The sequence below is a fragment of the Vibrio sp. D54 genome (assembly GCF_021728075.1).
Classification (GTDB): Bacteria; Pseudomonadota; Gammaproteobacteria; order Enterobacterales; family Vibrionaceae; genus Vibrio; species Vibrio alginolyticus.
The window spans coordinates 413,169-428,056 of record NZ_JAKKCS010000003.1 but is presented as its reverse complement, the minus strand read 5'-3'; the positions used below and the strand labels follow the sequence as shown (position 1 = coordinate 428,056).

Here is a 14,888-nt window from a genome sequence, read left to right as displayed (position 1 = left end):
AATAAAAAAAGGCTGATGCTACTTAGCATCAGCCTTTGTTGTATTACTAGAACGTTATTTCGCTATAGTCTTATAGAGACTCAGTGAATGTACGCGCGATTACGTCAGCTTGTTGCTCTGCAGTTAGAGAGTTGAAGCGAACAGCGTAACCAGATACACGGATTGTTAGCTGAGGGTATTTCTCTGGGTGCTTAACTGCGTCTTCTAGAGTTTCACGGTTAAGAACGTTCACGTTTAGGTGTTGGCCACCTTCGATACCCGCTTCGTGGTGGAAGTAACCATCCATCAGACCAGCAAGGTTAGCGCGTTGTGAACCCTCATCTTTACCTAGCGCGTTAGGTACGATAGAGAATGTGTAAGAGATACCATCTTGTGCGTCAGCAAACGGCAGTTTAGCAACTGAAGTTAGTGATGCTACAGCACCTTTCTCGTCACGACCGTGCATTGGGTTTGCACCTGGAGCAAATGGAGCACCAGCACGACGACCGTCAGGCGTGTTACCAGTTTTCTTACCGTAAACCACGTTTGAAGTGATAGTAAGAATTGACTGAGTAGGGATTGCATCACGGTAAGTCTTAAGCTTACGGATTTTGCCCATAAATACAGAAACAAGTTCACATGCAATGTCATCAACGCGTGGGTCGTTGTTACCGAATTTAGGGTAATCGCCTTCGATTTCGAAGTCGATTGCTAGACCGTCTTCGTCACGAATTGGCTTAACTTTTGCGTATTTAATTGCAGATAGTGAGTCAGCCGCAACAGATAGACCAGCAATACCACAAGCCATAGTACGTTTAACGTCACGGTCGTGTAGAGCCATTAGTGCCGCTTCGTAGCTGTACTTATCGTGCATGAAGTGGATAGCGTTTAGTGCAGTCACATATTGTTTCGCTAGCCAATCCATGAAGTGGTCCATTTTCTCCCACAGTTCATCGTAGTTAAGAACATCGCCTTCGATCTTAGGCATTTGCGGGCCAACTTGGATTTTTAGCTTCTCATCCACACCACCGTTGATGGTGTAAAGCATTGTTTTCGCAAGGTTCGCACGAGCACCGAAGAACTGCATTTGCTTACCAACAACCATTGGGGATACACAACATGCGATCGCGTAGTCGTCAGAGTTCATGTCTGGACGCATTAGGTCGTCATTTTCGTACTGAATAGAAGAAGTATCGATAGATACTTTCGCACAGAACTTCTTGAAGCCTTCAGGTAGTTGCTCAGACCAAAGAACAGTGATGTTTGGCTCTGGAGAAGGACCCATAGTGTATAGTGAGTTTAGGAAACGGAAGTTTGTACGAGTAACTAGCGTACGACCGTCAAGACCCATACCACCCATAGACTCAGTTGCCCAGATAGGGTCGCCAGAGAATAGATCATCGTACTCAGGAGTACGTAGGAAACGAACCATACGTAGTTTCATTACGAAGTGGTCGATCATTTCCTGAGCTTGTTCTTCAGTTAGCTTACCTGCCGCGATATCACGTTCGATGAAGATGTCTAGGAACGTAGAAGTACGACCTAGAGACATAGCCGCACCGTTTTGAGATTTAACAGCAGCTAGGTAACCGAAGTAAGTCCACTGAATAGCTTCTTGCGCAGTTTCAGCAGGACGAGAAATATCACAACCGTATTTTGCAGCCATTTCTTTGATTTGACCTAGAGCACGGTGTTGCTCTGCGATCTCTTCACGAAGTTGCATTGTCATTTGTAGGTCTTCGCCGTTCTCAAAACGCTCTTGTAGAGAAGAGAACTGCGCGAATTTGTCCTTCATTAGGAAGTCAATACCGTATAGAGCAACACGACGGTAGTCACCGATGATACGACCACGACCGTATGCATCTGGAAGACCAGTCAGTACGCCAGATTTACGACACGCCATGATTTGAGGAGTGTAGATATCGAAAACGCCTTGGTTGTGAGTTTTACGGTATTCTGTGTAGATTTTTTTAACTTGTGGGTCTAGCTCGCGGTCGTAGGCTTTGCATGAACCTTCAACCATGCGGATACCACCGTTAGGGATGATCGCACGTTTTAGAGGAGCGTCAGTTTGAAGACCTACGATAGTTTCTAGGTCTTTTTCGATGTAGCCTGCATCGTGAGCAGTGATGGTAGAGATAACTGAAGTATCAAAATCAACAGGAGCGTGAGTCGCGTTCTCTTGTTTGATGCCTTCCATTACCTTAGCCCAAAGCTTGTTAGTCGCTTCAGTACCTTCAGAAACTAGGAAAGATTCGTCGCCTTCGTACGGAGTGTAGTTCTTCTGAATGAAATCACGAACGTTTACTTCGTTTTGCCAGTCGCCTGCAGCAAAACCTTCCCAAGCTTTAGCAAATTGCTCTGCCATGACATACCTACCTTTTTAGTAGAAAAAAATACGTACTGCTTCGCCGTTGAGCCAGCTATCCCCAGATAAAAGAGGGGAACAGTACACTCTTATGAATAACAATATTTATAGTCTTAAATTTACGTATTCGATTTACAAAACTATAAATATTGTCACTAGTTTTAACGTTTCTCTTTTTAAGCAACAGTTAGAGGTTAAACTAAAATTTTTTTGCAAACCTTAAACTAAATCAATAAATCCTCAAAAATCTCGATAAAAATGGGGTAGCGACGAGCGCTACCCACAAATTTCTGGACTGCTAGCTTATAGCCAAGCTTGGATGCCATACTGGCCTTCAAGCATACCAACTGCAAGCATAGCAACTAAACAGATAACAAGTACGCTTACTGGGATCACAATCTTGTCTACAAATGATAGGCGAGACGCGCGCTCTTTATCTCCAATTAAACCGTTGTTATCTAAAAGCATAGTTAGTGCCCAAGCTAGAACTGGGTTAACAACGGCAGAACCAAAGATACAAATGCCTGCTGCTTGTGAGTCTTTCGAGTCCTTCACCATCTGCATGCCAGCTTCAAGCAGTGGTAGAGATACACCAACGAGAAGAGCAACGCGCATAACTGGAGGCCATACTGCAACGTCCATAGGAAAACCAAGGATTGCAACAATAATACATAGAGAGCCTAGTAAGATGGCACCAGCAGGAATAGGGCGTTTCGCGATTGCAGCAGGGATCATGTAAGTCCCCCAAGATGATGTGATGTTACCACCACCCACTGCAGTACCGACCATTTGGCGAACGGAACACATTGTCATTGTGTCATCAACGTCCATCAGCACTTTCTCACTCTTACGTGGGTAGTTCATCTCTTGGAAGATACGGTGACCCAAGAAGTCAGGTGACCACATTGCTACCGCAAGAATGGCGAATGGTAGTGAAGCGATGAAGTGTTCCATATTAGGAAGACCAAGCATCCAACCTTCTTCTGTTGAACCCCACCAGTAGATTGGATTTAGGTTTGGAAGGCCTGTCTCGGTTACGAATTTAATATCGAAGCCTGCGCCAAGAGCAAGTGCGATTGCAAGGCCAGTGAAGGCACAAACAGGGATCGCTAGCCAGCGTTTGTTCACTTTAGCAAGGAACGCGTATAAGCCAATGGTAACCGCAAGAACAATTAGACCGATGTAACCCATGCTACCAGCGGCAACCGTATCGGATTGCAAACCAACAGCCCAAGCTTGAATAGAGTTAATTTGGCTCATGGTTCCGGTTAAACCTAGGAAAATAAGAAGGCCACCAGCCGTACCTTCAGAGGTGAGGTTAACCAGTTTTGACCCACCTTTTAAGAGGCTCAAAATCAAACCAAACACACCAATGAGAATTGCTAATGCAAGAGGATGAGCACCAGCAAGAGCGATGGTACCAATAAGAGGGATCATTGGGCCGTGGTTGCCTGCTAGGTTGGCTTTAGGGTTAATAAAACCAGAGGCAAGTACACAGAAAAGAAGTGCAGGGATGAGCATTTCTACACGCGCAACTTCGATAGCAAAGTCCTTGCCTAAGTTTACGTGGTCCCATGCTGCAGTAAGACCTTCAGCCCAAGACATCATTACCGCAGAGTACATTGCGATAATACCGATAGTACCAGCAAGTGCTGGAACAAGGTCTTCAAGCTCAAAGCGGAAGTCACGACCTGGCAAGTTCAAGCCAAAACGACGTGGCTTCATAATTTGTAGTTCGTGGTCTAGGTAGTCTGAACGGCTTGCGAACTCAGATGCTGGACGATGAAGCTCACGGTAGCTCTTGGTCTCGATATCTGAATCAGAGTGCGTTTTGTTAACTGCGTCTGACATAGATTCCTCATATATTTAAAAGTTATGAATTCTTCATTCAATTGTGTTAATCCGCATCCTGCGGCACGCTTATGCTAGCTATTGTTAGATTTGTTACACGTCGACACTGTGCCTAAGCATAGCTAATAACTTATTGTGTTGAGGCACAAAAAAAGCCTCATCTTTTGGCAGGAGTCTAGCAAGATAGCCATTTAGGGTGATTGATTTAGATCACTTTAAGAATGGTTGTGAAATAAAACTACAGAAAGTTTCTGGCATGCGAATGAGATGCGGAGATCTTGTGTAATTTCATTACACAAGTTGCATAAAATTAGAACTTTTTGTCCTTTTGCACGAGATGCAGATTAAATGTCAATATTCACGGTGATTATATAAAGCTGGCTTTATTCTTGCTTTGGACAGAGCAAAGACAATTTTTTGGCTAATCATTGCCGCTCAGTTTAGGAAAAAGACATGAAACAGCTTAAAGTACTGCCACTAGTGGCAATCATCTCAGGGTTAATGGTCGGTTGCGGCGGCAGTGGCGGCGGTGGCGGTGGTGCAGCGCCGAAAACTGCGTTTACTTTTGATTTTGCTATACCAGCAACAATGACTGAAAGTGAAGCAACTACGAAAGGTTGTACTGTATATGACCACAAAACTGAGCTGAACGGCGATAAAACGGTTTTAACCTACAGTGCAGCGTCAAAAGAGCAAGTGACCAACTATGTTATCGGTTACTACTCTGATGCAGATGGCAAAAGATCCGGAGACATTATCAAACCTACCACTGATAACTTTAAGTTTTATCTTGAAGATATCCCTGACGGCGGCTTTATAACGTTTCAAGCAATAGAATTTAACGGCAAAGAAGCTCGAGTAAACACGTTTTCAAAAGAGTTCTTGGAAGATAAGAAACTACGTAATGCTACTTTTGCACTAAACCGAGACTCTTTGAACAAATGCTTTACTGGCGGTAACTTAGCAAGCAATAAGTTTACTAACTTAGATTACCGAAACGCTGAATCAGGTGGCGGAGATTACAACTTTGTCTCGCAAACCGATATTTTCACGTCTCCGAACCCTGATATGTTGCCTACTGATGAACTGATGGGGCTTAAAGGTGAACCAACGGCATTGTTTCAGTATGAATCAGGTTCAAGCGACAAAGCGCTTTACCAGTATGGTATTGGTTCGTGGGGAACTGGTGAGATAGCCTTAGTTAGAGCGGATAATACGTCAAACATTTATTCGTCTTCTGACTATACTTACGACTCGCTCAACATTGGCTTTGTTACTAACGGCTTTGCATATGACGCGTTGAAGCTGGATAAAACGGCCGTTGAATATAATCGCCCTAGTGCAACGAATAAAGAAACTTGGGTATACATGGCGTTCTCAGAGAATCAAGTTAATGGTTGGGAGTCTCTACTTAACGAAACGATCTCTGACGGATGGGATATTGACGTTGATCCGAGTGCTTACTTAAATATTGATAACCTGCCGAACACAAAACCAAGTGTATCAACGCAAGGAAGTGCAGAGTCCGTGATTGATCTGGACATGGGCTTAACATCGTCTACTGAAGGCTTTACTCGTGTCGCTTACTTTGCAACTTCAGGCGACTACAGAGTCACACATCGCATTTTCACAACAAGTGATAGTGATTCTGTTGTTGTTCCAGAATTGCATTACTACAACTTCCCAACATCGGCCGTTAACGGTTTGAAAGTTTCAGCTTCGGACGACTTTAATCGCACTGCTTTGGTAGTGAATGAAGATAGTAATATTGATTCTAAAGTTTTCATGAGCTTCTTCTCCAATGGTGAAGCGTCAGAGCCTGAACTAGATGAAGACCTAGATGGCATCATTACTTCTGAAAAAGAAGGCTTAGAAAATGAAGTGACATTACGTACTTCAAACTCGTTGGTAGTCAGTCGTTTTAATTAATTCATTGCGACCTCGAATAGGTTTCAATTAACACTTTTGTAAATTTATTAAGCCCCTTTGAAAGGGGCTTTTTTATATTTAATATTCAACTTTTGAAGAATATGTTGCTATATATTGCATATTAATTTGTCTATCGTATCTTTCTATTCGAATTTTTTAGGTTAATAATTTGTTGCAAGTTTCAAAGGGCGGTGCTAATTTGTTCCGAATTAGAGAGGGCGGAGTCCCTTAATTGCAGTGACAAAAACACAGGGAGTAGGGCGCATGAATGATGTACCAGCGCTAGATATAAAAGACCTGCACAAAACATTTGGACAAAATGAAGTTTTAAAAGGCATTTCACTTGCCGCGCACAAAGGAGATGTTATCTCCATTATTGGCTCTTCCGGCTCAGGTAAGAGTACCTTTCTCAGATGTATCAACTTGCTAGAAACGCCTACCGCGGGCGAAATTTGGGTAAATGGTGAATTAATCCAAATGAAGAACAGCAGAGCAGGTGAATCTGTTCCTGCTAATGAAAAGCAAGTCCAACGTATTCGCTCACGCCTGGCAATGGTTTTCCAAGGTTTCAACCTCTGGTCTCACCTAACCGTACTAGAAAACGTGATTGAGGCGCCTGTTCATGTCTTAGGCGTTCCAAAAGCTCAAGCGATTGAAAACGCAGAAGTCTTGCTTAAGAAGGTAGGCTTGTATGAGCGTAAAGATTATTACCCTGGGCACTTATCTGGCGGCCAGCAGCAACGTGCCGCTATTGCCCGTGCGCTAGCAGTTGACCCAGAGGTGATGTTGTTTGACGAGCCAACTTCTGCGCTTGACCCAGAACTTGTAGGAGAAGTTCTGGGGGTAATGAGAGATTTGGCAGATGAAGGGCGAACTATGCTGGTGGTCACGCACGAAATGGCGTTTGCGCGTGACGTATCAAACCATGTGATGTTTTTACATCAAGGCTTAGTGGAAGAACAGGGAAATCCAGCTAAGCTATTTACAAACCCGGATTCAGAACGATTACAGCAGTTTATCTCATCCATTTACTAATATTTGTTAGGCGGCAGACTATTGCCTCCTAAGCCAACACAACAAACAAAACGAAATAAAATAGCAATCACAGGAGTATGGAAATGAAAAAGTGGTTATTAGCAGCAACGATTGCTGCAACGGCAGTATCAGGTGTTGCCCAAGCGAAAGAATGGAAAACAGTTCGCTTTGGTATCGAAGGTGCTTACCCTCCGTTTAGCTGGACAGAAACTGATGGCTCAATAAAAGGCTTTGACGTAGACATGGCAAATGCACTCTGTGAAGAGATGCAAGTGAAGTGCAAAATCGTCGCTCAAGATTGGGATGGTATTATTCCTTCTCTGCTTGCACGTAAGTACGATGCCATCATCGCAGCAATGTCTATCACTGAAGAGCGCAAGAAAAAAGTCGATTTCACTGGCAAGTACGCACAAATCCCAAATAAATTTATCGCTAAGAAAGGTGCGGGTCTAGATTTTGATAATCTTAAAGATGTCAAAATTGGCGTGCAACGTGCGACGACACATGACAAGTACTTAACTGACAACTACGGCGATGATGTTGAAATTGTGCGTTATGGCTCTTTTGATGAAGCGTATCTTGATCTAGAAAATGGTCGAATTGCTGCCGTTTTAGGTGATGCGTCTGCTCTAGAAGAGGGTGTGATCAACAAAGCAGGTGGCGAAGCTTATGAGTTTGTTGGACCATCGTTAACCGATCCAAAATGGTTTGGCGAAGGTATGGGTATCGCTGTTCGTAAACAAGACAAAGATCTGACGAAGAAACTCGACGCAGCAATTATTTCACTACGTGAGAAAGGTGTTTACCAAGAAATTGCTGGTAAATACTTTAACTACGATGTGTACGGTGAATAAACCGTAATTAAGCGACCGTTGGCTTGTTCCTAGAAGTAGTCAACGGTCGATTTTTTGAGTTTAGGGATTAGGAACTCACCTATGCTAGATTTACAAGGATACGAAGCTTCGATTTTGAAAGGAGCTTTAGTAACAATAGAAGTTGCAGTGCTTTCACTCATTCTCGCCATGGTCTTAGGCATGCTTGGCGCATTAGCTAAGTTAGCACCTTACAAATGGGCAAGGGCGATTGCCACTCTTTACACCACAGTCATTCGCGGCATTCCAGATTTGGTTCTGATGATGCTAATTTTCTTTGGTGGACAAATACTTTTAAATAACAGCCTTTACTCCATCAACGAAACGCTCAACGAGTGGTTTGCCTCGAGTGATCCAAACCATGAATGGACGTCTTACTTACCTGATTATATTGATGTCAGCCCATTTATAGCTGGTGTACTCACGATTGGTTTTATCTTTGGCGCCTACATGGCGGAGACTTTTCGTGGAGCGATCATGGCGGTGGACAAGGGTGAATTAGAAGCGGCGAAAGCTTATGGGATGAGCTCTGCTTTATCGTTTAGAAGAATCTTACTTCCTCAGATGATTCGTCATGCATTACCTGGATTTGGTAATAACTGGTTAGTGTTACTTAAGACCACAGCGTTAGTTTCCATTATTGGTCTGGATGACATGGTGAGAATGAGCTCATTGGCAGCAGGTACAACGAAAATGCCGTTCACCTTTTACATGGCTGTCGCGCTCATCTTTCTATTTTTTACCAGCGTTTCGACCGGGCTACTCAAGCTTGTTGAGCGTAAGTTCAGTATTCATGCGAGGTAAGTTATGGACTTTTCTTTGATTATTGAAAGCTTTCCAACTTATCTTCAGGGACTTTGGACAACAGTTTGGTTAGTGGGATTAGCGTTGGTTATTGGCTTGTGTGTCTCTATCCCATTAGCCGTGGCACGCAATAGTACCAATTACGCTCTAAGCTTACCTTCTTGGGGATTCATTTACTTTTTCCGTGGAACGCCGCTATTGGTTCAGCTGTATTTGATTTACTACGGCATGGATCAGTTTTTCCCTGTGAAAGATACCTTGTGGGAGAACGCTTGGTTCTGTGCTTTGGTCGCTTTTATTCTGAATACATCGGCTTACACCGCAGAAATTATTCGTGGTGCGATTAATGGTTTGCCGAAAGGTGAGGTGGAAGCTGCGAAAGCGTATGGCATGAGTAAGTTTATGACATACAGACGTATTATCTTGCCGAGTGCATTGCGTCGAGCATTACCAGCTTATTCCAACGAGGTCATATTTATGCTGCACGGAAGTGCAGTCGCGGGCATCGTTACCATCATGGATTTAACTGGTGCTGCGCGTCTAGTAAACTCGCGCTACTATGCACCATTTGAGTCTTTCCTGACGGCGGGGCTGTTCTACATGGCACTGACGTTTATGATCTTGTGGTGTTTCAAAGTGGCAGAGAGGCGTTTCTTAGCTTATCTACGTCCTTTAAGCTAATTATCAATAGAGGCAATAGCACCGGAATGGGTGCTATTGCTTTTGATAATTTTGTTATCTTCATTCCTATTTTTCCAGCCGATATAAAAGACTCTTTCTTATTATTCATTGACTTACATTAACATTCGGTAAACTCATTGTTTAGTAAGTAAAAATGAAAAAAACAATTCTATCGTTGGGCATTGCCGCCTTAGCCACAGGATGTGGTGGGGGAGAGGGAGAATCACAACCTAATGCTCAAGTAAAACCAACGCCAGCTCCAGTTCAACAAGCTCTGGAAACTGGTAATGCACTGCTCGTTTCTGACCCGAGCGATTTCATTCGTAAAAGTCATCAGGTTGTGGAAGCTCACAAGATGCAGTCGAATACGATCAAATCTGCAATTGCGAAAAGCCTTTCAGGTCTTTATTGGGATCCAACCCATGATGCCGCGATCTTGGCACCTCAGTATGGCTTCAACGACACCATCTTGATGACCAATAAGGCCATGGCAAGCGGTTACAAAGATCAAGCTCTGTCAATTGGCGTTGCCGGGGAAAAGTCTAATGGTCAACGTTACGCACTATTAGGTAGTAACCCATTTAGAACGGCACAACGTTTTCCCGACTCTTCCAACGCAGCGATGACGCAATGGTTAAGTAACCTGGTCACTTGGTTGTCGGGCGGAGTTACTTCAAACGTCGTCATCGCGCAAATGGACCAGTCTTATTACTTTCCGGATGAGCAAGCGACTCGGAATTGGCTAAAAGACAATGTTTCACAAGAGTTGGCGTTTAACGAGGTCAACCTATGCGATGGTTCGAAGCTACTTAGCTGCTTGCAAACCAATACTCCAAACTTATTGATCTTGTCACAGCATCTGCAATCTGGAGATACCAACAAACCAGTACTCGAGGCTCTGGAATACGCTGAGCAAGCCCAAATTCCTGTTCTATACCTGCATTGGGATGGAGGACTAACTGATCTTGGCCAAGACATTTTGGAAAAATTCCATGTTGATTATGTGGGAGATAACTATTGGCGTAAGTTAGGTTTGGTCGACTGGGAACCTTCATCGTTGATGAACGTTGTGCCGGACTCTGTCATCACACAACAAGCGCTGTTGTCTCGTTTTGAATCTCAAAATTTCAACGTTGACTTGTCAAAGTGTGATGACAAATCCTGCCCTGACACTGCGAATATGGACAGTCAATTTTATGCAGGGGCAAACAGCATTCGCCATTGGTTGCAAAAGCTTGATGAACAAAAAGTAGATTTGTTTAATCAAAACGGCTACCAATACGAAAAACTCATGGTATTGCTGGCTGATCATTATCGTCAAACGGTTGTCTTCCCGATGGACAAACAATCAACCCAAATGACCGAATTCCTAAAGTCGTACTTTGCCGATTACGTGCAATACAACAGCCGAAGCGTAAACCCAAAACAACCAAATATGGGGAACTTCAGCCGTAGTGAGTTTAGCCCTGACATAAAGAGAATCAGTGCAACGATTAATATGGAATCAAAGCGTAACTTCCGTTCGGCTGGTGTGTATGCGCTTCCTGGGGAAACCTTTACGGTTAAGCGTAATGACAGCAATGATGTGGCGACTAAGATTGTCATCAACACTTTAAGAAGTGGTGCAACTCATGAGTTCAGCAAAGATGGATACACGCGACCAAAACTGCTGACTTCATTCGGCTATGAAGTGAAGCCGGGTGAAACCATCACGCTGACTTCTCCTTATGGTGGTCCAGTACAGGTTCACTTTGACAAAAATGATGTTCCGGTTGAACTGAAATTTAATCATGTGGCACAGCATCCAGTTTGGAGAAGTGAGAAGGACAACGACGCTTTTATTCAACAGTTAGAAGCCAATTTATTCGATTGGGCTGAGCTGATCACTCCTGGGTTTGAAGTACACTCAAAGCGCGACAAAATGTTGGAGTCGGTCAACGATGAAATGTGGTCTACCCCTTCGGAAATGGCGCTTGCAACAGAAGAATATGTTCACAACTACCCGCATGTGCTGGCAGGTTTCCAAGGGCCGGGCATAGATGAAGTGCCTGAAATTATTCAATACGCCCAAAACCAAGGTTGGGAAATCGCCAATATTGATATAGTTAAGCACATGAACGCTGACCAAGCGACGTGTGGTTATGGTTGTTCGGGTAACCCTTATGATGCTTATTGGTCATTCAGCCCACTCGGTCACGGTGATTTACATGAGCTTGGCCATGGTTTAGAAAAAGGTCGATTCCGATTTTCAGGCTGGGAAGGGCATTCAACGACCAATTACTACTCGTATTACAGTAAGTCTCGTTTCTTCCAGAATACGGGGAAAGTTTCAACCTGCCAAAGCTTGGATTTCAAAGGCCAGTTTGAATTATTGCAAGCTAGCCGAACTCAAGCGGATCCAAACGCATACATGGCTGCGCAAAATCAAACCAGTTGGAGTTGGGGCGCTCGTGTTTACATTCAAATGATGATGGCGGCGCAGCATGAAGGTGTGCTTAAAAATGGTTGGCATTTATTGGCGCGCTTGCACCTGATTGAACGTGAGTTTAACCGCTTAAAATCGGACGATGCGCTTTGGGATGAGAGACGATTGAGTATTGGTTTCGCCAACTACTCTCGGGAAGAAGCAAATAGCATCTCGAATAACGACTGGTTGCTTATTGCTCTGAGCTACATCTCTCAGCGAGACATGACGAGCTATTTAGATATGTGGGGGGGCTCGTTCACAGAAAAAGCGAAACAGCAGGTTGTGGCGCTGAATCTACCACCGATGCCGCTCACTTACTTTGCAAGTAGTAATACAGGCTACTGTCTGAACGAATTTGCTCAAACACCGATAACTATTGATGGTCAAACGGTTTGGCCGCTAAATCATTGATTAAATGGTAATTTATATGAAAAAGGGAGACTGAGTCTCCCTTTTTATCGGACTAAGCTTAGCGTTGAGTCTCGCTTATAGCTTTGCAATATATTACTTAAATGTCGACCAGATTGGTGCGTGATCTGAAGGCTTCTCGATACCACGAAGCTCATAGTCGATACCAGATTCAATACACTTTTCCGCTAGAGAAGGGGTTGCCAAAATGACATCAATTCGTAGGCCACGGTTATCATCAAAACCGCGAGAACGGTAGTCAAACCACGAAAATTGATCGTTCACCTCTGGGTATAGCTTACGGAAGGTGTCCACAAAGCCCCAGTCTAGTAAGGTTTTCAACCATTCGCGCTCTTCAGGTTGGAATGAACATTTACCTGTTTTTAGCCAACGTTTACGGTTTGGCTCGCCGATACCGATATCTGCATCAATAGGGCTGATGTTGATGTCACCCATAACAATCAATTGCTCGTCGTTATTGTGATGATCGTTTAGGTAGGTCATCAGATCTTTATAGAATTGGCGCTTGTATGGGAATTTGGTTTCGTGGCTGATGTTATCCCCTTGAGGGAAATAGCCGTTTAGCACAGTGACCTTTTCGCCGTTTTCATTTAAAAACGTTGCCATGATCATGCGCTTTTGATGTTCCTCGTTATCCGTCGGGAACCCTTTTTGTACGTGTAGAGGCTCTTGCTTACAAAGCATTGCTACGCCGTAATGTGCTTTTTGACCATGAAAATACACTTTGTAGCCCATGGCTTCGACAGCTTCAATCGGGAATGCTTCATCGTGAACTTTAATTTCCTGAAGACCAATCACATCAGGTTGGTGTTTGTCGATTAGCGCTTGGAGTTGGTGCAGTCGCGCACGTAGTCCATTGATGTTAAAGCTGATTACTTTCATTATTTATCCTTTTTGGGGCGTACTTTTGTATGAATAGTATCATTGTGTAAGAGCACTGAAAACGAGTCTCGGTGAAAGGAGTGAAACGCTCTGAGCTACTTTGCTTTTAATTTGTTTTCTAAGTCGTTTTGCACGATCTTTAAAGCGTTAAGCGCAACTTCTGGATCTATCTCATTGCTCTCAAGCAAATAGATTAAATCGACAGCCAGTTTGATCTCTTCAGGTGCGTCATCTAAAGGCGAGGTTGGTTGATCAGCCATTATTGATGTTTTTCCCTATGTGTAATTTGGTTCTCTAGCTTAAGAAGTGCTGCTTCACAACGCGCTAAACGTTGCTCGGTTGCTAGTAATACTTTTTGAGCGTCGGCACGCATAAAACTAGGAGCGCTTTCGACAGCACGTTCTTTTTCTAACACCATCTCGCGCAAGCGTCTTGCCCACTCTTGATGTTGAGCGAGCTCCTGATAAAGCACGTTGATAGGCTTACGGAAATGGCTGCTATGTTTGATTTCATTCTTACGAATTTTAGTGGTAGAAATCTCGCGTTGAATCGCACCGATTTGCGCCACTAACCGTTCAGTGAGGTACTCAGCACGCAAAGCGGTGAGCTTACCTTCATTTTGCTCACGCACAATCGCATCCAGCGTGGCTTTTGCTTCTTTTACGCAAGGAGTAAGTAAGCGAGAGCGGCAACCAAATAAACGCTCATCAAAAAGCGGAACATGATGTTCGCCTCTTTGACGGTCAAGAACAGCGGCTTGCTTCGCCATTTGTTCTAGATTTTCCTGGAGTTGAGAAATGTTCATGACAAACCTACAAACCATGCGTCATAAGCCAATTTAATAGCTAGTATGCTGACGACAGTAACAAATACAGGACGAATGAATTTAGAACCAAATCTAATAGCGGAGTGCGCGCCAACAAAAGCACCAGCCATTAAACATACTCCCATTGTTAAGCCTAGCACCCAGTTGATATGTCCGAGGAATGCAAAAGTGATCAAAGAGGTAAAGTTACTGGTAAAGTTCATTGCTTTTGCTAAGCCAGAGGCGAGCAAGATATTCAGCCGGTACAGCGCCATTGAACTTACTGTCCAAAAAGCCCCAGTTCCAGGCCCTGCGAGTCCGTCGTAGAATCCTATGGATAAGCCTTGCATGTACTGTTTTTTATGAAGTTTTGGGCAAGGCTCGGGTATTGGACTTTGATGAGCAGAGTGGGGTGTTTTATGAAAAACGGTATACAACGCTGCCGCCAAAATAACAAGCGGCAATCCTTTTTCCAGCCAATCCGTACTAATCGCATCTACAAATAGCGTACCTAATGTCGCTCCGACGAGTGTTGCCACGAATGCACGCCTCCAGCATTGAGGTTTGAATAGACGTTTTTTGTAGTACGTAAATGCTGCAGTAGAAGAAGCAAAGGTAGCGGCAAGTTTATTGGTGCCTAGTGCAATATGAGGCGGCAAGCCTAGCGAAAGTAGAGCAGGTACGGTAAGCATGCCACCACCACCGGCAACTGCATCAATAAATCCTGCGACAAAAGCGACAAGCGCCAACACCAACAGCATGGTTGGCTCAATCATTTCCATAAAT

At 43.9% G+C, this 14,888-nt stretch carries 12 protein-coding genes; 6 read left to right on the top strand and 6 right to left on the bottom strand.

Annotated features, from left to right (window positions below; genetic code table 11):
* Positions 1-70: 70 nt before the first annotated feature.
* Both pflB and L3V37_RS06500 read right to left on the bottom strand, forming a co-directional pair.
* Positions 71-2,347: a formate C-acetyltransferase gene (gene pflB, locus L3V37_RS06505; RefSeq protein WP_005378442.1), complete on the bottom strand. Its 2,277-nt coding sequence runs from the start codon at positions 2,345-2,347 to the stop codon at positions 71-73.
* Between the two features lie 303 nt (positions 2,348-2,650).
* Positions 2,651-4,198, bottom strand: coding sequence for a DUF3360 family protein (locus L3V37_RS06500; protein ID WP_005378441.1), 1,548 nt, complete (start codon positions 4,196-4,198; stop codon positions 2,651-2,653).
* Between the two features lie 453 nt (positions 4,199-4,651).
* On the opposite strand from L3V37_RS06500, the gene L3V37_RS06495 reads away from it, so the two are divergent.
* The 6 genes from L3V37_RS06495 (at position 4,652) to L3V37_RS06470 (ending at position 12,397) form a co-directional block, all read left to right on the top strand.
* The gene (locus L3V37_RS06495) at positions 4,652-6,127 is read left to right on the top strand and encodes a 54K polar flagellar sheath protein A (RefSeq protein ID WP_237306016.1); all 1,476 of its coding nucleotides are present in this window, start codon (positions 4,652-4,654) and stop codon (positions 6,125-6,127) included.
* A gap of 264 nt (positions 6,128-6,391) precedes the next feature.
* Entirely contained in the window at positions 6,392-7,162 is a 771-nt protein-coding gene (locus tag L3V37_RS06490) for an ABC transporter ATP-binding protein (protein WP_054729268.1), read from the top strand.
* Positions 7,163-7,245: 83 nt separating this feature from the next.
* Entirely contained in the window at positions 7,246-8,016 is a 771-nt protein-coding gene (locus tag L3V37_RS06485; protein WP_005378437.1) for an ABC transporter substrate-binding protein, read from the top strand.
* An 81-nt stretch (positions 8,017-8,097) separates the two neighbouring features.
* Positions 8,098-8,838, top strand: coding sequence for an ABC transporter permease (locus L3V37_RS06480; protein WP_005378436.1), 741 nt, complete (start codon positions 8,098-8,100; stop codon positions 8,836-8,838).
* A gap of 3 nt (positions 8,839-8,841) precedes the next feature.
* Entirely contained in the window at positions 8,842-9,519 is a 678-nt protein-coding gene (locus L3V37_RS06475) for an ABC transporter permease (RefSeq protein ID WP_053303243.1), read from the top strand.
* A gap of 154 nt (positions 9,520-9,673) precedes the next feature.
* Positions 9,674-12,397, top strand: a complete 2,724-nt coding sequence (locus L3V37_RS06470) for an ImpA family metalloprotease (protein WP_237306015.1) — start codon at positions 9,674-9,676, stop codon at positions 12,395-12,397.
* 93 nt (positions 12,398-12,490) lie between these two features.
* On the opposite strand, the gene xthA is transcribed toward L3V37_RS06470, so the two are convergent.
* The 4 genes from xthA to L3V37_RS06450 form a co-directional block, all read right to left on the bottom strand.
* Entirely contained in the window at positions 12,491-13,297 is an 807-nt protein-coding gene (gene xthA, locus L3V37_RS06465; RefSeq protein WP_005378433.1) for an exodeoxyribonuclease III, read from the bottom strand.
* A gap of 95 nt (positions 13,298-13,392) precedes the next feature.
* Complete coding sequence (gene rsmS / locus L3V37_RS06460) at positions 13,393-13,557, bottom strand: pleiotropic regulatory protein RsmS (protein ID WP_005378432.1); 165 nt, start codon at positions 13,555-13,557, stop codon at positions 13,393-13,395.
* Positions 13,557-14,102 (bottom strand): primosomal replication protein, encoded by a 546-nt coding sequence (locus L3V37_RS06455; RefSeq protein ID WP_005378431.1) that lies wholly within the window; start codon positions 14,100-14,102, stop codon positions 13,557-13,559. Before L3V37_RS06455 ends, rsmS begins: the two co-directional genes overlap by 1 nt.
* Complete coding sequence (locus tag L3V37_RS06450; protein ID WP_005387866.1) at positions 14,099-14,884, bottom strand: TSUP family transporter; 786 nt, start codon at positions 14,882-14,884, stop codon at positions 14,099-14,101. The genes L3V37_RS06455 and L3V37_RS06450 overlap by 4 nt, the downstream gene beginning before the upstream one ends.
* Between the last annotated feature and the right edge of the window lie 4 nt (positions 14,885-14,888).